This window comes from Azospirillum sp. B21, assembly GCF_008364825.1.
Taxonomy (GTDB): Bacteria; Pseudomonadota; Alphaproteobacteria; order Azospirillales; family Azospirillaceae; genus Azospirillum.
In genome coordinates, this window is sequence record NZ_VTTO01000006.1 from 327,493 (window position 1) to 345,295 (window position 17,803).

Sequence of the window (17,803 nt, forward strand, 5' to 3'; positions counted from 1 at the left end):
AATATCCATTAACCCAAGTTGCCATGATTATATCCAATCTTGATTCTTAAGGCCCTAATCTCTGAATAGTAGTTTTGCAGATCTTCTGATACTGCCTGCACATCTCCCTATGGCTTGGCGTGCCTAAGGTGGCTATTCAAGCTGGGAACGAGGCCATGAGCTACATGCCTTTAAAGACGGCACTGCGGAGCTGCGTTTCAGCCGAGCGAGCTGGCTCATCGGAACCCCTGCTGTACAGACTTATCTGAATAATGCCGCCGTCTGGCCTAGCGGCCACCGTATAGAAGGTATTGATCGTCTCGGCACCAGCAGGACGGCACTGAGCATACACGCGTCGGATCTTCCCATTTGATGCGGGGTCTGGCGTGCTTCCGCTCAAGAACTCCCCTTTGCACACCGAGCCGTCATCTGAAATCAGTTTCGAAGCGACCTGTTCTAAGGTTTCCTTCCTTTCCCCAGGATAGACATCAAGCATTCCAAGAACGCCTTTTGCTGCCCACACTGCGTCATGTCGCAATCCGGCTTCGCGTATCTCGTCGGCGCTCAAGACGCGGAAACCTTCCAGCCCAACCGGCGCTATGACGTTCGCAACGATGCGCATAGCTTCCAGCTTGCGATCGATTGCCGCGGACGTTTGCGATGGTGTCGATTGAGGTGTTGCGGTGCCTGCCTGCATTGGGGGAGCCAAGGGAGGCGCAGACTGAAATGCATTTGTAAGGCGCGGGTACTGTCCACGCGCCTCGGCGCAATCCAAGATCATTTGCAACCCGGCTGATGTGCCAGTCAGCATAAACACCAACTGAGGGCCGTTTGGCACAGCTGCGGTAAGCCGGTTCCCCCGCCTGAACAAATCAAAGACGCCCCGATCTGGCGGGAGGTCGATAACAGCAAGACCTTCCGACACGACAATAGCTGAAGAGGATCGCGTTGCGGCACCGTCGACCCAGTATTGCAGATTTATACGCGCGCCCGGCGTGAGCTTCCATTGAGAGTTAGCGAACCCGACGCGCCAGTTCAGCGTCGAGTCCACCATAAACAGCAACGAAGTCCCACTATTGTAAGTCGACGAGATCGCGCAATGTGAAAAAGAACCGTCCTTCTGCCAATGGACGGAGCCTACCCAATTCCCTGTTTTGAAAGTCTGCGCATGAACCGCTCCGCACAGGGTAAGTGCGAACGCCGACGAGACCACCGCGCCTAAGACACGCATCTCACCCTCCCCACCAAGACGCGAACGCCCATCGTTCACCGCAACCTGATTATGGCAGGCACAGCCGCATCAGTAATGCGGATAATGATCCGCATAAAATAGTTGACGCGGATATTTCTCCGCAATAGGGTGATTCCACACCGCCCCGCCGGAGCCCGCAAATGCCTCCCCGCCTGATCGTCACCGACACCCTGACCGCCGACGGCCTGCGCGGCGTGGACAACGCGCAGGGCTTCGCCGAGCGGTCCGCCGACGAGGCGGTCGAGACCGGCAACGAGCGCGAGGCCAGCTTCTGGCGCCGCATCGCCGACCGCTGGCACGGCAAGCGCCTGGACCTGATGGCGGGGTGACGCTCCGCTAATTCCGACACCGGCCGGCATGGGTGACCCCAGCCGGCTTGAGCCAGTAAGAGGCCCCGCAACGCTCCCCCAACCGCGTGGCTTTCCCGGCCACAGCTGGGCCTCTCGCCCCCACCGCAACCAACGATGAAAGGACATCTCGGCAGGAGTGGGACATCGGCAGGCGCTTCTGGCGGGGCGCCTGCCACCTCTCAGCCCCTTACCCAGCGATGGGTGGGGCTTGAGGCCGTAGAGAGGCGCCGCGGTGTGTCAGCGAGCCGGGACCCCGCCCAGGGCGGAACCAGTGGCGAGCATGTGGCCGGCACCGGCGCGGAGGATGGAAGCCGGCGCCTCTCACCCCATTCCACCGCATCAGCGGAGCATTCCGAATGCGCCCCAACATCACCCCCTCGGCCGTCATCTCCATGCGCAAGGCTGGCCGCTTCGTCGTCGAATGCGTCGCCCTCCTGCTCACCTTGATGGTGCTGGGCACCATAATGCTCGGAGGCTGACCGGTGCCCCGACACGTCACCTCCGCTCAGCTGGACGACCTGCACGCCCGCGGCCTGCCCAACCGGCAGTTCCGACGTGCGGTTTACGCCATCGAGCACGGCGCCGACGCACTCCGGCTGCTGGACCTCCAGGTGCGGCGCGACGTGACGGCCGACCTCTACCGCCAGGCGCTCGACGCCGCCCGTCTGCGGCTGCGCGACGGAAGCCTCCAGCCCTACCAGCTCCGGACGCTGACGCAGGCCTTCGCCAGCTGGCAGGCCGCCGTGTCGGAGCTCGTCGATTTCCAATCCCGCCGGCGCCTGCCGGCCGCTGCGGAGTGAAGCCAATGGCAACCGCCCTCAACACCCGGGTGACCGGCCGCGACGAGCTGACGGTCCTGCCCTACCAGATCACCACCACCGAAGGCTCCCGCCGGGTCCGCGGCTGGGTCTGGCAGAGCTGCGGCATCCGTCGCGAGCGGTCGCCTCGCCGCATCGTCATCGACCATCTGCCGAGTGGCTCCCTGATCGGCGTGGCTCCCGATGTCAAATCGGCTCTGCGCGCGGTCGCCGACCTGGATCCTCTGCTGGACAGCGCCGCTGCCGCCGGCGGCCACGAACTCACACCCGCCATCCGCGCCGTTCTGCTGCGCCACCGCATTGCCATTCCGGAGCCGGTGCTGGAACCGGCGCTGGACGAGGAGGCCGCCTGACATGGCCAGCCCCTTCGCCATCACCCCGTCGGACGAGACCGCCTTCGGCACGCTGATTCACCTCCACGGCCGCGTGCTGCTGATCACCGGCATCTCCTCCGATTCCGCCGCCCAGCACAACCGCCTCGCCGAGCTGATGGTCGGCGTGCTGGAGCGCCTCACCCCGGCTGAACAGGCCGAACTCGACGCCATCGTCGGCGCGCATGAGACGCGCTGGACCCAGGAGACGCCCGCCCCATGAAGACGCTGCTCTTCTACGACACCGAAACCACCGGCCTGCCTGACTTCAAGGCGCCATCGGACGCCGACCACCAGCCACATATCACCCAGCTCGCCGCGCTGCTGACGGACGAAGCCGGCAATAAGCTCGCCAGTCTCGACCTGTTGGTTCGCCCCGACGGCTGGACCATCCCGCCCGATCTGCAGCAGCTGACCGGCATCACCATGGAGCGAGCCGAAGCCGGGGGCGTGCCGGAGCTTGTGGCGCTCTCCGCCTTCGAGGCCCTGTGGCGCCGCGCCAACCTCCGCATCGCCCATAACGAGAGCTTCGACGCCCGCATTCTGCGGATCGGCTTCAAGCGCTTCGCCGGCATCTGCGATCCGGACGAGTGGAAGAACGGACCGGCGAAATGCACCCAGGTCCTATCCACGCCGATCCTGAAGCTGCCGCCGACCGAGAAGATGAAGGCGGCCGGTCGGAACCACCACAAGAGCGCCAACCTCCGCGAGGCCTACGAGTTCTTCACCGGTAAGCCGCTGTCGGGCGCCCACAACGCCATGATCGACGTGATGGGCGTCAAGGCGGTTTGGTTCGCGATCCAGGAGCGCAGCGCCCCGTCGGCGCAGATGTCGGCCAGCGTCGATCTGGCGGAGGCCGTTTGAAATGAACGCTCCCTCCCGCGCGCCCACCGTCGTCCGTTCCTCCTCCCTCTCCGGCTATCCCGATTGCCCGCGCCGCGCCGCCGCCAAGCTGTTCCTCCGCGAGATTGAAGCCGCCGGCTTCGAGTTGCGCGACCTGCCCTCCAACGTCGGTGCCGCCGTCGGCACCGGGGTGCATGCCGCCGCGGCGCTGATCCTGAAGGAGAAGGCCGCCACCGGCAGCCTGCCGCCGGTCGACGTTGCCACCGACGCCGCCATCGAGGAGCTGCGCCGCGCCGCCGAGCCGGGCATCACCTATGACCGCGAGACCCCGGCGCTGAACGAGGCCGAGCAGCAAGCCAAGCGCATGGTGCTGGTCTACCGGCACCAGATCGCCCCCGACGTTCAGCCCCTGATCGTGGAGGAGCGGCTGGAGGCGCAGGTCACGCCCGACATCATCCTGTCCGGCCAGTCCGACGTCATCGCCCGCGAGCCCGGCCGCATCCGCGACCTCAAGGGCGGCAAGACGATGGGCTGCCACGCACCGCAGATCGGCTCCTACAGCCTGCTGGCCCGGTCCAACGGGATCGAGGTGACGGAGGCGTGCGTGGACTGGATTCAACGCGTGCCGCTGAAGAAGCCGCAGCCCGACGCCGCGGTCCACCGCTACGACGTCGCCACCGCCGAGACGGCCGCGGTCAACGTGCTGCGCCACATCGAGGGCGACCTGACCACCTTCCGCCACGGCGATCCGGAGCGGCACCTGCTGCCCGGCGACCCCTGGGCGTTCGTCGCCAACCCCTCTTCCAAACTCTGCTCAGCGAAATGGTGCCCGGCTCACGGGACCGCCTTCTGCCGCGAACACGCCGCCATCGAGGAGTGAACCAGACTATGTCCACCGCAGCCCTGGGCGCCAGCATGAACCGCCCGCAGCTCGCCGCCGCCCGTGCGCCCGGCAAGAGCATCCTGGATGACGTCGTCGCCGCCACCGTTCAGCGCGGCGGGATCGACATCGACCTGATCCATGTGATGGACAGCGCCGACGACAAGCTGGTGTCGGACGAGATCCTGCACGGCACGATGTCCGGCGCCTTCGTCTACAGCTTCCAGATCAGCGGCAAGACCACCGCCGGCATCTCGGTCGTCGGCGCCAAGCACCTCGCCCGCCAGTACGGTGGCCTGAAGCACAAGCTGATCGCCAGCGTCGAGAAGCGCGGCGCGCTCCACATCTTCCGGTCCTACCCGGACGGCGACCGGCCGATGCAGGTGACGACGTCCGTGCTGCCGGAGTTGCGCGAGGAAGACGACTACTTCACCGCCATCGTCGAGATCTCCTGCATCAAGACCGGCAACAGCTTCCAGGCGGAAAAGACCGAGTCCCGGACGGAAAAGCGCCAGAACGGCACGACCTACCAGCGCCCCCACTACGACATCATCGCCCAGTCGAAGGCCTACCGGAACGCGGTGCTGGCGCTGGTCCCGCAGGATGTGCAGGCGAAGTTCAAAGAGGAATGCCTGCGGCTCGGCGGCAACAAGGACATGACCGAGGGCGCCATCGACGTGAAGCGCAACGGCATCATGACCTTCGCTGCCCGGAACGGACTGCCGATCACGCGCGAAGCCATCGCGGCGCTCGACTGGAACCAGATCAGCGGCCTGTCCGAGGTGGCGCGCGAGAGTGGCCTGCCGGGCTTCGTCAACGCCTGCAAGGGGCTGGGGCTGCTGGCCCCCGAGGGCGACGAGGCTCCGCCCCCGCCGCCCGCCGCGCCCAAGGGCAAGGCCGAGCCGAAGCAGCCCGCCAAACTGAAGGCGGAGCCCAAGCCCGAGCCGAAGCCGGCTCCGACCCCCACCCCGCACGATCCGGAGACCGGCGAAGTGCATGACGAGCCGACTGACACCCGCACCGCCAGCACGTCGGACGATGACGAAGACCTGTTCGCCGCCACCTGACCGCCAGCCCATCGAAGGATTTCCCCCATGCAGATCAGGATCCGTGATTTCCAGGTGGTCGAGCGCGCCGACCTCCTCGCCGGCGGGCTGGTGCTGGTCACCGGCAAGAACGCCCAGGGCAAGTCGAGCGTGCTGAAGGCGACCGCCGCCGCGCTGACCGGCCAGCTGCAGTTCGGTCTGCCGAAGAAGGACGCGAAGGCGCTGGTGCGGGCCGGCGCCAGCACCGCCACCGCTGCGGTGCAGGGCGCCGACTGGACCGCCGGTGCGACCTGGCCGAAATGCGAGGCCAACACCACCGGCCAGCCGCCGAAGGTGACGCCCATCGCCGCCGGCCTGACCAGCCTGCTCGACCTGTCCGCCAAGGACCGGGCGAAGCTGCTGGCTGACCTGCTGAAGACGGCGCCTGACCGCGCCGACTTCGTCGCCGCCTGCGCCGACGCCTCGATCAGCGAGGCCATCGCCGCCCAGGTCTGGGCCGATATCGAGGGCAAGGGCTGGGACGCCAAGGCGGCCGAGGTCTCCGACAAGGGCGCCCGGCTGAAGGGGCAATGGGAGCAGGCGACTGGCCAGCGGTTCGGTACCGAGAAGGTGCGGACGTGGCGGCCGGATGGCTGGACCGACGATCTCGACGGCGCGTCGCTGGACGACCTGCAGGCCGAGATGGGCGAGGCGCAACAGGAGTTGGAGCGTGCCGTCGCCGCGGCGGCCGTCGGTCAGGCCGAGTTGGACCGGCTGACTGTCGCCTGCGCCGAGATCGACGAGTTGAAGGAGCGCTCCATCGAGGCGCAGATGGTCGCAACCAGGGCGGCTACCGCCTACGGCACCGCCCAGCGGGAGCGGGACGCCCTGCCGCCGGCCGCCCAGGCGAAGGGCCTCACCTGCCCATGCTGCAACGCTGCGCTCCAGCTGTCCCACAACATGGGCGCCGACCAGAAGCTCGTGCAGGCCGAGCAGATCGGCGACGACGAACTGAAGAAGAGGCGCGACGCCATCGCGGCAGCCGACGGCAAGCTGTCCCGGCTGAAGGGCGAGCGGGACACCGCCGAGCGGCTCGCCACCGACGCGCAACGGGCTTATCAGGCGGCGCAGCAGGCGGAGCGGCAGCTGACCGAACTGCGGAAGAAGGCATCCGGCGGCCAGCCGGGCGACGATGTCGAGGCCCTCCGCGCCCGCGTCTCCACCGCCGAGGCCCGCCACCGCGCGCTGAAGGCGAAGGAGGATGCAGACCGCGTCGTCAACCTGCTGGCGGTGAACCTCGCCATGCAGGCGATCATGGCTCCGGCCGGTCTGCGGCAGGCGAAGCTGGTGAAGGTGCTGGACACCTTCAACGGTGGGCCGCTGCGCAGCCTGTGCGAGGCGGCCGGTTGGGGAGATGTCCGCATCGAGCCGGACATGGGCGTCACCTATGGCGGCCGGCCCTACGAGCAGTTGGCCGGGCTGGGGCCGCAGCTGTCCTCCGATCAGTTCCGAGTCTACACCACGCTGCAGGTTGCGCTCGCCCAGGTGCAAGGTTGCGAACTGGTCATCCTCGACGGCGCCGACGTGCTCGACCAGAAGGGCCGCGGCGGGCTGCTGAAGATGCTGCGCGGTGCCGGCATGGGCGCGCTGATCGGCATGACCTTCTCCGCGCCCGATGTCGTGCCAGACCTGGATGCGCGCGGCATGGGCCGGGCTTACTGGATCGACGGCGGCATCGCCCGGCCGCTGGGCGAGGTGATGGCCGAGAAGAGCCGGAAGGAGGCCGCGTGATGGCCCGCCGCAGCCGCAGCTACCAGCGCCGCCAGGAGCGGCGCGCCACCATCGGCCGAAAGGAGGCGGGGCTCAGCGCCAGCGAGGCACTGGAGATCGCCGACGACCTCGACCTGCCGGACGGCGCCGCCTACGCGCTCGCCGCCGAGATGGCCGGCCTGGACCAGGATGAGTTCTTCGACCAGCTGGCGACGGAGCGATGACCGATGATCAAGATGCCCAGCATCGGGCGCCCAGTTGCCCTATACGAGCTCCCGCTCCAGCCGACGGGCGCCATGGCTGCCGATCTTCTGCACGGGCTCCTTCTGGCGGATGATTTCACCGAGGCGCTTGTTCACCGCCTGACCATCAACACCATGATGGATCCGTCGATGGCAAGTAGGACAGATGCCGGCGACATACCGGGGATCGTCGGGTCCACCGTCGCTCACCCGGCGGATGTGGTGCGGCTCCAGGTATGGCTGGCCATTCAAGCGAAGGAATGGAGCTGCCTCCCCGCAGCACTCGCAGACCCCAGCTGCCCGGGCAAGGACATACCGACGGACCGCCTGGCTGCGCTGGTAGATGCGCCGGCGGGCGCCCTCGGCCGGCTCCTCATCGCCGGTGTTCGCAGCGGCCACGGCAGCGCGGCGGAGAGCAGCCAGATCGAGCCCGCCCTCAGCTTGATTTGCATAGGGCTCCGCCGCTTCGGCCTCGGCGATCGCCTCGACAGGCACCAGGTGGAAGACGATCGCGCTCCTCATTTTCCCGAGACGGTCGGGCGCCGGTTCCCTGGTGGTATTCTCGCAAACGAACTCACCAAGGAAGCGCAGCAGCCCGGTTCGATCTTGCTTCTGGAAAAGGAGCAGATCCTCTCCATCAGCGACATGATCGCGGATCGCTTTATTGCCACCAGTGAAGGTCATATCGCCCTTCTGACCTTCACCGAAGTAGCGGAACACCTGGCCATCGGCGGTCCAGCCATCGTGATAGCCATGCTGAAGGCCACTTTCGCCGGTCATGGCGAAGATGACCGGATACTTGGATGGCATGATGATTCCGCTTTGGCGCTGACCACCGTAGGGCTCGTGAAGGTCACGGCGACGGTTGTAAGTGCGGCCGCGGACGAAGTTCCCAAAGGTCATCAGGCGCTCCCCGGAGTTGAACTCGCGGATCATAGAAATTCGCTATTAGCGCGTCATCCGCTTTCACTTCGCCGCGATATGCCGGCAGAGGTGATCGCGTTGAATGTGAGGTAGAGCATGGTCGCCTACAGCTTCAAGAAGCGCTTCGCCCCTCCGATCATTGCAGGCCTGCAGCCGGGCCCGCTGGTTGTCGGCATGAAGCGCCAGACCATCCGTGCCGACCGGAAGCGCCATGCTCGGCCCGGCGAGGAACTGCAGCTCTACACCGGCATGCGCACGCGCTCGTGCCAGCTGCTGGGCAGGACCACTTGCATCGCCGTGGCGCCGGTGCGCCTGCTGCTCGGTCGCTCGCCGTCCGTGGAGATCGGGGGTGAGCCCACCATCACCGATGATGCGGGGCTGGACCTGTTCGCCCGCTTCGACGGCTTTGCGAACTGGCCGGACCTGTGCGCCTTCTGGGCTGCGGAGCATGCCGAGGTGAGCGACTTCAGCGGAGTGCTGATCCGGTGGGAGTCGCGCTCATGAGCCGTGCCCAGCCCACCCTCTTCGAGGACATGCGGACCACCCTGCCCGAGGCCATCGACCTGACGGTCCAGAGCCTCCAGGCCTACGGTCCGCAGCACGAGCACTGGGCCATCGCCTACAGCGGCGGCAAGGACTCCACCGCTACCCTGACCCTCATCATGCACCTGATCGAGATCGGCCGGGTGTCGGCGCCGAAGTCGCTGACCGTCTGCTACGCCGACACCCGCATGGAACTGATCCCGCTGGCCTTCGCCGCTTCGCGGATCATGGAGCAGCTGCGGGCGCGAGGCGTCGACGTCCGTGTCGCTGTGGCTCCGATGGACCTGCGCATGATGGTCAACATGCTGGGCCGGGGCGTCCCGCCGCCCTCCAACTCCTTCCGCTGGTGCACGCGCCAGATCAAGGTCGAGCCGATGCAGGCGGTGCTGGCCGAGCTGCTGGAGAAGGTGCCCGGCACCATCCTGATGCTGACCGGCGTCCGGATCGGCGAGTCCGCGGCACGCGATGCCCGCATCGCCGTCAGCTGCGGCAAGGACGGCGCCGAGTGCGGTCAGGGTTGGTACCAGGAAGTGCTGCCCGACGCCGCCGGCATCCGCGGCCGCATCGCCACCCTCGCACCGATCCTGCACTGGCGGGTCTGTCAGGTTTGGGACTGGCTCATGTTCGAGGCCCCGGCGCTGGGCTGGGCAACGGCCGACGTGGCGGATGCCTACGGCGGGGACGAGGCCGAGGAGGTCAACGCCCGGACCGGCTGCATCGGCTGCCCACTGGCCAGCCGCGACCTGGCGCTCGAGACGGTGCTGCGTTCCCCCCGCTGGGCCTATCTCCGGCCGCTGGCCGACTTGAAGCCGCTCGTCTATCGCGAGCTGCGCAAACCGAAGTGGCGGCTCCGCAAGACCGGGATGGACGAGGCTGGCAACATTGCCGCCGGCAAGAACAAGCAGCGCATGGGGCCGATCACGCTGGACGGTCGGCGAATGGCGCTGGAGCGGGTGCTCGACATCCAAGGGCGGTGCAACGAGGCCGCCGCCCGGCTTGGCCGCCCGACGGTCGACCTGCTGAACGCTGAGGAAGAGGCGCGCATCTGGGAGCTGATCGCCGCCAAGACGTGGCCCCAGGGCTGGGACGGCGACGAGCCGACAGGCGATGTGCCGCTCGATCTGGTCTATCGCGACGGGCTGGTGCAGCCCCTGCTGGTGAGGTGAGCCATGGCCGACCCCGAGCGGATCCAGTCAGCCCGCGCCGCAGAGATCACCGGCCTATCGATTCGCACCGTTCAATATCTGGCCTCTGGCGGAAAGGTCCCTGGCGCCGCCATGCTCGGCGGGCGCTGGACGTTCGACCCCGATCAGCTCCGGCGCTGGATCAAAGACCAAGAGGTGAAAGCAACATGCCGTCCAATCTCTACAAACGTGGCACCGTCTGGTGGTGCCGCATTCAAGCCGGCGGGACCGAGCATCGACGAAGTTTACGAACGGCTGATCGGAAGGAAGCCGAGCGGCGCTTCGCGCAGTTCAAGACGGAACTCACCGCAGCCGTCCACTTCGGCGAGTCGCGGCTGAGCTGGAAGGCTGCCGTCGTGCGGTACCTGACGGAGGTCGGGCCGCACGCGGTGAAGTCTGGAACGCTGAAACGCTACACCGTCAGCCTGAACCAGTGCGGTCCGCACCTGGAAGGGCTCTACATCGACCAGATCACCCGGAAGACGATCGGCGACTTGGTGAGCGCCCGGCGGAAGGCCGGCGCCTCCAACGCGACGATCAACCGCGATCTGACCGCGGTGTCGGCCGTCGTCGGCGCGGCCCTGGAGTGGGGAGCATGCGAATCGAACCCCGCCCGTGACTTCAACCGTCGCATGACGCGGGAGCGCCGTGATCCGATCAACCCGCCGGAGCGGATGGACGTGGAGGCGGTCATTGCCCGCTGCCCGGGCCGGTTTGCGCACATGGTCCGCTTTCTCGACGGCACCGGCTGCCGCCAGGAGGAGGCCGCGGGGCTGACGTGGTCTCAGGTCAACCTGAAGGCTGGCACCGTCACCTTCACCAAGACGAAGACCAGCCGGCCGCGCACGATTCGGCTGGACCAGCCGCTGGTGCAGATGCTGGACGCCCTGCCCCGCTTCCTGGGATCGGAGTTTGTGTTCTGGCACGACGAGGGCAGCCGGTATCTGAACGTCAGCGCCCGGTTTGCTCAGATGGTGAAGTCGGCACAGAAAGCCGGCACGGCTTTCCGGCCCTTTCGGTGCCACGATTTGCGGCACGGCTTTGCGGTGCGGGCGCTTCAGAACGGCTGGGACATCTACGCGCTGTCCAAGCATCTGGGGCACAGCAGCGTGAAGACGACGGAGATTTATCTGGGGTACGTGCCAAACAGGGACGGCACAAAAACCGGCACAGATATAACGGTTCGCCAGGAGTTGCAGCTCCCGACGACCGCGAAGGCTACCGGCTAAGGTATTGAATTTCTTGTGAAAACCTTGCGGTGGCGGAGGGGATGGGATTCGAACCCACGATAGGGCTTTAAACCCTATGACGGTTTAGCAAACCGTTGCCTTCAGCCACTCGGCCACCCCTCCAGCCAGTGCGGTGTCCCGTGGGGCACCGCTGGCGTGGGGAGGTTTCTAATGGCCAGCCGTACCCTTGTCAACGCTTACGGAGGCCAAAATACGCTTTTCCTGAAAACATAAGAATGGGACAAATCTATATAAAATTTTAGGTGCTTTTTAAAGTTCGTCGGTTATGATGTAACCATGAGCAACAAAAAGCCCAACAGGAAGCCCGGGTGACGCTCAATTCGGTCGTGCGAGGTCGATTCCGAAAGGCCCGCCCCGCCGGACAGTGACGCCGCACCCCGATGCCGTGGAGGATTCGATGACCCTGTCACGCCGTTGCGCCGAAACGCTGATCGATCTCGTCGAGATCAAGCTGAGCTGCCTGGAAATCACCGACCGCGAAGACCAGCGGGAGAAGGAACTGCTGCAGCGCTGCGTTCAGGAACTGAATGCCGAACTGCGCGGTGAGAACGGGGCGCTCGCCAACTTCGCGGCTCCCAAGCGCCGCGGCCGCCGGCCCAAGCATCTCCAGTTCCACGAACTGCACGTCGCCTGATCCGCTGCCCCGGCAGACCGTCTGCTCCGCACCGCCAATTCAGGTCAGTGCCGGCTCCTCGGCTGGCACCGCAAGAATCGCCGGTGCTTCACGGGGCAGCAGGATGGTGAAGCGGGTCCCCTGCCCCGGCCAGGATTGGACGGACACCGTACCGCCCAGAGGGCCGGTGACCGTGTTGAACACGATGTGCAGGCCAAGACCCGAACCCCCTTGCCCCCGCTTGGTGGTGAAGAAGGGGTCGAACACCTTCGACAGATGTTCCGGTGCGATACCGGCGCCATCGTCGATGAAGTCGATTCGCACCCGCTCGGTCCCATCCGGCTGCGCGGTGATCCGGATCGTACCGGTCCGGTCGCCGTCGCCATAGGCGTGGACGACGGCATTGATCACCAGGTTGGTCAGCACCTGACCCAGGGCGCCGGGGAAGCTGTCCATCGTCAGTTCGTCGTCGCACTCCACCGTCACCTTCAGGTTGGTGCGCTTCAGCCGCGGGCGGAGCGAGAACAACAGTTCGCGGATATAGCTGCCCAGTTCGAACACCCGCCGGTCGCCGGAAGACTGGTCGACCGCCACCTGCTTGAAGCTCTGCACCAGCGAGGCGGCTCGGTCGATGTTGGCCATCAGCAGGCGGCTGCTCTCGCTCAACCCATCCAGGAACTCCAGGAATTCCGACCGGCGCAACGTGTTGCCGGTGAAGCGGTCGCGCAGGATTTGCGCCTGGTCGCCGATATGGCTGGCCGCCGTCAGGCCGATGCCGATGGGCGTGTTGATCTCGTGCGCGACACCCGCCACCAGCTGGCCGAGCGAGGCCATGGTTTCGGCCTGGATCAGGCTTTCCTGTGCCTCGCGCAGGTCGGCCAGCGCCTGCTCCGCCTCCTCCCGCGCCTGAACCATCGCCGACTCGGCGGCCTTGCGGTCGGTGATGTCGTAAAGCCAGGTCAACAGAGCCGCTTCGCCGTCCAGTTCGATGCTGTTCCAGGACGACAAAACCCAGACGACGCTGCCGTCGGGCCGGCGGAAACGGATTTCGGCGTTGCGGAAGGGACCTTCGCGATCGAATCGAGTGATCAGCGCGTCGCGGTCGGCGGGATCGGCATACAGATCGGCCACCGGCGTGCGCATCAACTCGGACCGGCTGCGCCCCATCAGCCGCACGGACTGGGCATTGCAGAACAGCCAGCGGCCGTCACGGGTGGTGACGTTGACCGCGATGGGCGCCGCCTCCATGATCTTCAGCAGCCGTTCCTCGCTGGCGCGCAGCCGCTCCTCCTGCCGGCGGGCTTCGGTGATGTCGGTCATGATGCCGGCATAGCGCACTGCCCGCCCGGTCTCGTCGCGAAAGGCGCGGCCCTTGGCGGCGATCCACACCCAGCCGCCGCCTTCGTGCCGCAGGCGGTAGGAATAGGCGTAGCTGGTGGTCTCTCCCGCTAGATGCGAGGCGATATGGGCCAGCACCCGCTCGCGATCGTCCGCGTGCAGCCGCTTTTCCCAGAAGTCCGGCGGCATCGGCGGCCGGGCGCGATGGCCCAAAATGCGCGGGAAAGTGTCCGACCACCAGCAGGTGCCGGCCACCAGATCGGCATCCCACACAGCGGCGCCGGTGGCCTCCAGAGCCATCTCCAGCCGTTCGCCGATTTCCGGTTCATGGATGGACGGTCCCGGCGCGCTGTGCCGGCGGGCGGCCCGGCGCCCCGCGACAAGGCCCAGCAGCATCCCCAGCAGACCACCGGCTGCAACACCTGCCAGCGCCACCATCTCCGGTTCTGCCGCCATGGAACCTCCGCCGTTTCCAGCACTGTGGCGATAGTAACCGGGAAAATTCAACTGGGGCCTTGCCGCACCGCTGCGCATCGCCCAAGAAAAAAGCCTCTCCCGCGGGGGAGAGGCTTTCTTTCGGACAATATGGCGACTGCGCACCGCCAAAAGGGTGCGGGCGCTTACCCCTTCAGCTTCTTGGTCAGGATTTCGTTGACCATTGCCGGGTTGGCCTTGCCCTGCGTCGCCTTCATCACCTGACCGACGAAGAAGCCGAACAGCTTGTCCTTGCCGCTGCGGAATTCCGCTACCTTGTCGGGGTTGGCGGCCAGGACGGCGTCGATCGATCCTTCGATGGCGCTGGTGTCGGTGACCTGCCGCAGGCCCTTCTTCTCGACGATGTCGGCGGCCTTCTCGCCGGTCTCGAACATCGTCTCGAACACTTCCTTGGCGATGCGGCCGGAGATGGTGTTGTCGGCGATCAGGTCGATCAGGCCGCCAAGATTCTCGGCGGACACCGGGCTCTCCTCGATCTCCTTGCCCGCCTTGTTCAGATAGCCGAACAGCTCGCCGGTGACCCAGTTGGAGGCCAGCTTCGGATCGCGGCCCTTGGCAACCGCCTCGAAATAGTCGGCCTTCGACTTCTCCGAGACCAGCACGCCAGCGTCATAGACCGACAGCTTGTAGTCCTCGATGAAGCGGGCCTTCTTGTCGTCCGGCAGCTCGGGCAGCGTCTTCTTGATGTCCTCCACCCAGTCCGCATCGAGTTCCAGCGGCAGCAGGTCGGGATCCGGGAAATAGCGGTAGTCGTGCGCCTCTTCCTTCGACCGCATCGAGCGGGTCACGAACTTCGTCGTGTCCCACAGGCGGGTCTCCTGGTCGATCTTGCCGCCTTCCTCGATGATCTCGATCTGGCGGCGCGCCTCATACTCGATGGCCTGCATGACGAAGCGGATCGAGTTGACGTTCTTGATCTCGCAGCGGGTGCCGAAGGCGTCGCCCGGCTTTCGCACCGACACGTTGACGTCGCAGCGCATGGAGCCTTCCTCCATGTTGCCGTCGCAGGTGCCGAGATAGCGCAGGATCGACCGCAGCTTGCGCACATAGGCGCCCGCCTCCTCCGAGCTCCGCATGTCGGGTTCCGACACGATCTCCATCAGCGCCACGCCCGACCGGTTCAGGTCGATGTAGGTCTTGGACGGGTGCTGGTCGTGCAGCGACTTACCCGCGTCCTGCTCCAGGTGCAGGCGGGTGACGCCGACCGTGCGGCTGGTGCCGTCCGGCAGGTCCAGCACGATCTCGCCCTTGCCGACGATCGGCTGCAGGAACTGGCTGATCTGATAGCCCTGCGGCAGATCGGCATAGAAGTAGTTCTTGCGGTCGAAGACCGAGTTCAGGTTGATCTGCGCCTTCAGGCCCAAGCCCGTGCGGACCGCCTGTTCGACGCAATATTCGTTGATGACGGGCAGCATGCCGGGGAACGCGGCGTCGACGAAGCTGACCTGGCTGTTCGGCGCGGCCCCGAATTCGGTGGCGGAGCCGGAAAACAGCTTCGCGTTCGAAATCACCTGGGCATGGACCTCAAGCCCGATCACCACTTCCCAATCGCCCGTTTCACCCTGGATGTACGACATCGTTCCGCTCTTCGACGTTCACGGCACGGGACGGGCCGTGGACCGCCACGAAAACGGGCGCCCCGGCCATACCCTTGGAATCCTGTTTCTTCTAACGCCCTTTGCGCCCGCGCGCACGCTTTATCGCGCCGCCGCTTTTCCAACCCCGCCCTACCCCTATTGTGCGCCCCACCACAGACGCTCCGTTAACCCTCGGGCAAGCTTTGACCGCCACGCTGAACAGGTCGAGCGGGGAGGTCGTGATGTCGGTTCAAGCGCTGATGCGGAAGATCGGGTTCGGTGCGGCTCTGGGCGGGCTGCTGGTGGCGGGTGCCGCGATCAGCCATGCCGCCACCCAGCCGGCCGCCACCCAGCCAAACTCCACCCGCCCGGCCAACGTCTCCCTCGCGCCGGTAACCGTCAATCCGGCGCCCGCGGCTCCGGCCTCCGCCGAATTCCCCGACGCCATCCTGTCGCGCAGCGACCAGGGCGAGGCCACGGTCCTGCGGTTGGACGGCATCATCACGCCGGGGGCGGAGCGCCGCTTCGTCGACGCCCTGCATGCCCTGCCCGCACGCCGTCCGGTGGTGGTCGAACTGTCGAGCCCCGGCGGCTTCACGGCGGCGGGATATCGCATGATCGACGCGGTGCTGGCCGAACGCCAGGGCGGCCGTCCGGTCGCCACCCGGGTGCGCGACGGCGACTCCTGCGAAAGCATGTGCGTCGGCCTGTATCTGGCCGGCTTTCCCCGTTATGCGGCCCCGCGTGCGGAGTTCATGGTCCATGCCCCGCGCATGGCGGAGAACGGCCGGATGACCATGCGCTCCACCCAGGCGATGGTGCAGCGGCTGGTGTCGCTGGGAGCCTCCCCGGCCTGGATCCAGCGCGTGACGGCAGCCGGCGGCTTCTCCGGCACCCGCGACTATCGCGAAACCGCCGACCGCCTGACCGCCGACGGCGCCAACATCGTCACCGACCTGCTGCGCTGACCGGCTCCTCCGCCACTCTCTCCGGCGAGCGGCCGACGATCCGCTCATAGACCTCCGGGTCGGTCGCACCTTCGGTCCCGAACACCAGAACCCGGGCGTCGGGCGCGAGGCCGAGTGCGAGCCGCACATCCTCATGTGCCGTGGCGCAGAGCAGCCCGGCCAGCCCGGCCACGCCCGATTCGCCCGCCACGATCGGCCTGCCGCCGTGCTTGCCATCGGCCAGCTTGCGCATGGCGGTGACTGCACCCTCGTCGGGAATCGTCAGGAAATCATCGGCGCCGCGTTCCAGGATCGCCCAGGCCAGCAACGAGACCTCGCCGCAGGCAAGGCCGGCCATCACCGTGTCCAGGTCGCCCTCCGACCGCATCGGACGGCCGGCGACGGCACTCTGGTACAGGCAGTCGGCGTTGTGCGGCTCCACCACCACGAAGCGCGGACGCTGGCGGCCCCAGCTTTCCCACAGATGGCCGCAGACAGCAGCCGGCAGACTGCCGACGCCGCCCTGGACGAAGACATGGGTCGGCCGTTCGCTGGCGGGAAGCTGGGAGATCGCCTCCTCCACCATGACGGTGTAGCCCTGCATCACGTCGCGCGGGACATCCATATAACCGGTGTAGGAGGTGTCGGAGACGACGAACCAGCCCTGCTCCGCCGCATCGGCGGCGGCCCGGCGCACCGCGTCGTCGTACGACCCGTCGACCACCACCACCCGCGCCCCGTACGCCTCGATGGCCGCACGGCGTCCGGGTGAGCAGGCGGCCGGCACGTACACCACGCAGTTGCAGCCGAACACCTGCGCCCCCCAGGCCACGGAACGGCCGTGGTTGCCGTCGGTCGCGGTGGTTACGGTCAATGTACGCGTCACCCGGGCATAGCGGCCGACGACGAGATCGAGCGCCGTCACGGGTACGCCCGGCACCCGCGCCGTCACCTCCCGCGTCAGCAGCCGCAACACGGCATACGCTCCGCCCAGCGCCTTGAAGCTGCCCAGCGCGAAGCGGGCGCTTTCATCCTTGTACCAGAGCCGGTCGATCCCGGCCTCCCGCGCCAAGCCCGGCAGGGAGCGCAGCGGCGTCGGGGCATAGCCGGGCCAGGCGCCGATCTCCGCCATCGCCTCTTCGAAGGCGGCGCGGCTCAGGATCGCGCGTTCGGACGGGCCGTAGGCTCGCTCATGGTCGGCGCGGGGGTTCGAATGGAGGCGCGGCAGGCAGGAGGATGGGGAGACCGCTTGGTGGGGCATGGCTTCGCTCTCCGGGCCGGCCGGTGGGCGACGCCGTCCGCGACGGCACATCCCGCGACCGCGCACAACGAGACCAGATGCCATCGCCCGCCGTCAAGACTCCAGCCTCAGCGCGGCTGCTACCGAATGAAGCATCGCCAA

General features: G+C 66.7%; 20 protein-coding genes and 1 tRNA gene. 16 read left to right on the forward strand and 5 right to left on the reverse strand.

Features of this window, described 5'->3' with window-relative positions; translation table 11 throughout:
- Window positions 1-160: 160 nt before the first annotated feature.
- Window positions 161-1,210, reverse strand: coding sequence for a hypothetical protein (locus FZ983_RS17140; protein WP_149224718.1), 1,050 nt, complete (start codon window positions 1,208-1,210; stop codon window positions 161-163).
- A 161-nt stretch (window positions 1,211-1,371) separates the two neighbouring features.
- Between FZ983_RS17140 and FZ983_RS17145 the strand changes: the two genes are divergently transcribed.
- The 14 genes from FZ983_RS17145 to FZ983_RS34750 all read left to right on the forward strand — a co-directional run bounded on the left by FZ983_RS17145 (window position 1,372) and on the right by FZ983_RS34750 (window position 11,410).
- The gene (locus tag FZ983_RS17145; protein ID WP_149224719.1) at window positions 1,372-1,560 is read left to right on the forward strand and encodes a hypothetical protein; all 189 of its coding nucleotides are present in this window, start codon (window positions 1,372-1,374) and stop codon (window positions 1,558-1,560) included.
- Between the two features lie 377 nt (window positions 1,561-1,937).
- Entirely contained in the window at window positions 1,938-2,060 is a 123-nt protein-coding gene (locus FZ983_RS35085; RefSeq protein ID WP_282187003.1) for a hypothetical protein, read from the forward strand.
- A 3-nt stretch (window positions 2,061-2,063) separates the two neighbouring features.
- A complete protein-coding gene (locus FZ983_RS17150) occupies window positions 2,064-2,381 on the forward strand; it encodes a hypothetical protein (RefSeq protein WP_149224720.1) in 318 nt (105 codons plus the stop codon).
- Between the two features lie 5 nt (window positions 2,382-2,386).
- Entirely contained in the window at window positions 2,387-2,752 is a 366-nt protein-coding gene (locus tag FZ983_RS17155; protein WP_149224721.1) for a hypothetical protein, read from the forward strand.
- 1 nt (window position 2,753) lies between these two features.
- The gene (locus FZ983_RS17160) at window positions 2,754-2,993 is read left to right on the forward strand and encodes a hypothetical protein (RefSeq protein WP_149224722.1); all 240 of its coding nucleotides are present in this window, start codon (window positions 2,754-2,756) and stop codon (window positions 2,991-2,993) included.
- A complete protein-coding gene (locus FZ983_RS17165; protein WP_149224723.1) occupies window positions 2,990-3,634 on the forward strand; it encodes a 3'-5' exonuclease in 645 nt (214 codons plus the stop codon). The genes FZ983_RS17160 and FZ983_RS17165 overlap by 4 nt, the downstream gene beginning before the upstream one ends.
- Before the next feature lies 1 nt (window position 3,635).
- Window positions 3,636-4,493: a PD-(D/E)XK nuclease family protein gene (locus tag FZ983_RS17170; protein ID WP_149224724.1), complete on the forward strand. Its 858-nt coding sequence runs from the start codon at window positions 3,636-3,638 to the stop codon at window positions 4,491-4,493.
- Between the two features lie 8 nt (window positions 4,494-4,501).
- On the forward strand, window positions 4,502-5,560 hold the full coding sequence (locus FZ983_RS17175) for a hypothetical protein (RefSeq protein WP_149224725.1): 1,059 nt from the start codon (window positions 4,502-4,504) through the stop codon (window positions 5,558-5,560).
- A gap of 27 nt (window positions 5,561-5,587) precedes the next feature.
- On the forward strand, window positions 5,588-7,309 hold the full coding sequence (locus FZ983_RS17180) for a hypothetical protein (RefSeq protein ID WP_149224726.1): 1,722 nt from the start codon (window positions 5,588-5,590) through the stop codon (window positions 7,307-7,309).
- Entirely contained in the window at window positions 7,309-7,512 is a 204-nt protein-coding gene (locus FZ983_RS17185; protein ID WP_149224727.1) for a hypothetical protein, read from the forward strand. Before FZ983_RS17180 ends, FZ983_RS17185 begins: the two co-directional genes overlap by 1 nt.
- A 3-nt stretch (window positions 7,513-7,515) precedes the next feature.
- Window positions 7,516-8,547, forward strand: coding sequence for a hypothetical protein (locus FZ983_RS34745; RefSeq protein WP_247883798.1), 1,032 nt, complete (start codon window positions 7,516-7,518; stop codon window positions 8,545-8,547).
- A gap of 3 nt (window positions 8,548-8,550) precedes the next feature.
- The gene (locus tag FZ983_RS17195; protein ID WP_149224728.1) at window positions 8,551-8,958 is read left to right on the forward strand and encodes an ASCH domain-containing protein; all 408 of its coding nucleotides are present in this window, start codon (window positions 8,551-8,553) and stop codon (window positions 8,956-8,958) included.
- The gene (locus FZ983_RS17200; RefSeq protein ID WP_149224729.1) at window positions 8,955-10,163 is read left to right on the forward strand and encodes a phosphoadenosine phosphosulfate reductase family protein; all 1,209 of its coding nucleotides are present in this window, start codon (window positions 8,955-8,957) and stop codon (window positions 10,161-10,163) included. Before FZ983_RS17195 ends, FZ983_RS17200 begins: the two co-directional genes overlap by 4 nt.
- A 185-nt stretch (window positions 10,164-10,348) precedes the next feature.
- Window positions 10,349-11,410 (forward strand): site-specific integrase, encoded by a 1,062-nt coding sequence (locus FZ983_RS34750; RefSeq protein WP_247883799.1) that lies wholly within the window; start codon window positions 10,349-10,351, stop codon window positions 11,408-11,410.
- Window positions 11,411-11,440: 30 nt separating this feature from the next.
- Here FZ983_RS34750 and FZ983_RS17215 read toward each other — a convergent pair.
- Window positions 11,441-11,533, reverse strand: a tRNA-Ser gene (locus tag FZ983_RS17215).
- Window positions 11,534-11,828: 295 nt separating this feature from the next.
- Here FZ983_RS17215 and FZ983_RS17220 point away from each other — a divergent pair.
- Window positions 11,829-12,065 (forward strand): hypothetical protein, encoded by a 237-nt coding sequence (locus tag FZ983_RS17220; RefSeq protein ID WP_014188024.1) that lies wholly within the window; start codon window positions 11,829-11,831, stop codon window positions 12,063-12,065.
- Window positions 12,066-12,104: 39 nt separating this feature from the next.
- Here FZ983_RS17220 and FZ983_RS17225 read toward each other — a convergent pair whose 3' ends face one another.
- A complete protein-coding gene (locus FZ983_RS17225) occupies window positions 12,105-13,838 on the reverse strand; it encodes a PAS domain-containing sensor histidine kinase (RefSeq protein WP_149224731.1) in 1,734 nt (577 codons plus the stop codon).
- A 164-nt stretch (window positions 13,839-14,002) separates the two neighbouring features.
- Complete coding sequence (gene gatB, locus FZ983_RS17230; protein WP_149224732.1) at window positions 14,003-15,454, reverse strand: Asp-tRNA(Asn)/Glu-tRNA(Gln) amidotransferase subunit GatB; 1,452 nt, start codon at window positions 15,452-15,454, stop codon at window positions 14,003-14,005.
- Window positions 15,455-15,696: 242 nt separating this feature from the next.
- Between gatB and FZ983_RS17235 the strand changes: the two genes are divergently transcribed.
- On the forward strand, window positions 15,697-16,422 hold the full coding sequence (locus tag FZ983_RS17235; protein ID WP_149224733.1) for a hypothetical protein: 726 nt from the start codon (window positions 15,697-15,699) through the stop codon (window positions 16,420-16,422).
- Here FZ983_RS17235 and FZ983_RS17240 read toward each other — a convergent pair.
- Complete coding sequence (locus FZ983_RS17240; RefSeq protein WP_149224734.1) at window positions 16,403-17,662, reverse strand: diaminopropionate ammonia-lyase; 1,260 nt, start codon at window positions 17,660-17,662, stop codon at window positions 16,403-16,405. The two genes, FZ983_RS17235 and FZ983_RS17240, sit on opposite strands and share 20 nt — an antisense overlap.
- Window positions 17,663-17,803: the final 141 nt, after the last annotated feature.

Excerpts from the sequence above, each read along its gene's own strand:
- FZ983_RS17200 (WP_149224729.1), top strand. The coding sequence starts at position 8,955 with ATGAGCCGTGCCCAGCCCACCCTCTTCGAGGACATGCGGACCACCCTG.
- FZ983_RS17240 (WP_149224734.1), bottom strand. The coding sequence starts at position 17,662 with ATGCCCCACCAAGCGGTCTCCCCATCCTCCTGCCTGCCGCGCCTCCAT.
- FZ983_RS17235 (WP_149224733.1), top strand. The coding sequence starts at position 15,697 with ATGTCGGTTCAAGCGCTGATGCGGAAGATCGGGTTCGGTGCGGCTCTG.
- FZ983_RS34750 (WP_247883799.1), top strand. The coding sequence starts at position 10,349 with ATGCCGTCCAATCTCTACAAACGTGGCACCGTCTGGTGGTGCCGCATT.
- FZ983_RS17155 (WP_149224721.1), top strand. The coding sequence starts at position 2,387 with ATGGCAACCGCCCTCAACACCCGGGTGACCGGCCGCGACGAGCTGACG.
- FZ983_RS17165 (WP_149224723.1), top strand. The coding sequence starts at position 2,990 with ATGAAGACGCTGCTCTTCTACGACACCGAAACCACCGGCCTGCCTGAC.
- FZ983_RS17180 (WP_149224726.1), top strand. The coding sequence starts at position 5,588 with ATGCAGATCAGGATCCGTGATTTCCAGGTGGTCGAGCGCGCCGACCTC.
- FZ983_RS17175 (WP_149224725.1), top strand. The coding sequence starts at position 4,502 with ATGTCCACCGCAGCCCTGGGCGCCAGCATGAACCGCCCGCAGCTCGCC.
- FZ983_RS17225 (WP_149224731.1), bottom strand. The coding sequence starts at position 13,838 with ATGGCGGCAGAACCGGAGATGGTGGCGCTGGCAGGTGTTGCAGCCGGT.
- FZ983_RS17160 (WP_149224722.1), top strand. The coding sequence starts at position 2,754 with ATGGCCAGCCCCTTCGCCATCACCCCGTCGGACGAGACCGCCTTCGGC.
- FZ983_RS17220 (WP_014188024.1), top strand. The coding sequence starts at position 11,829 with ATGACCCTGTCACGCCGTTGCGCCGAAACGCTGATCGATCTCGTCGAG.
- FZ983_RS17185 (WP_149224727.1), top strand. The coding sequence starts at position 7,309 with ATGGCCCGCCGCAGCCGCAGCTACCAGCGCCGCCAGGAGCGGCGCGCC.
- FZ983_RS17195 (WP_149224728.1), top strand. The coding sequence starts at position 8,551 with ATGGTCGCCTACAGCTTCAAGAAGCGCTTCGCCCCTCCGATCATTGCA.
- FZ983_RS17140 (WP_149224718.1), bottom strand. The coding sequence starts at position 1,210 with ATGCGTGTCTTAGGCGCGGTGGTCTCGTCGGCGTTCGCACTTACCCTG.
- FZ983_RS35085 (WP_282187003.1), top strand. The coding sequence starts at position 1,938 with ATGCGCCCCAACATCACCCCCTCGGCCGTCATCTCCATGCGCAAGGCT.
- gatB (WP_149224732.1), bottom strand. The coding sequence starts at position 15,454 with ATGTCGTACATCCAGGGTGAAACGGGCGATTGGGAAGTGGTGATCGGG.
- FZ983_RS17145 (WP_149224719.1), top strand. The coding sequence starts at position 1,372 with ATGCCTCCCCGCCTGATCGTCACCGACACCCTGACCGCCGACGGCCTG.
- FZ983_RS34745 (WP_247883798.1), top strand. The coding sequence starts at position 7,516 with ATGATCAAGATGCCCAGCATCGGGCGCCCAGTTGCCCTATACGAGCTC.
- FZ983_RS17170 (WP_149224724.1), top strand. The coding sequence starts at position 3,636 with ATGAACGCTCCCTCCCGCGCGCCCACCGTCGTCCGTTCCTCCTCCCTC.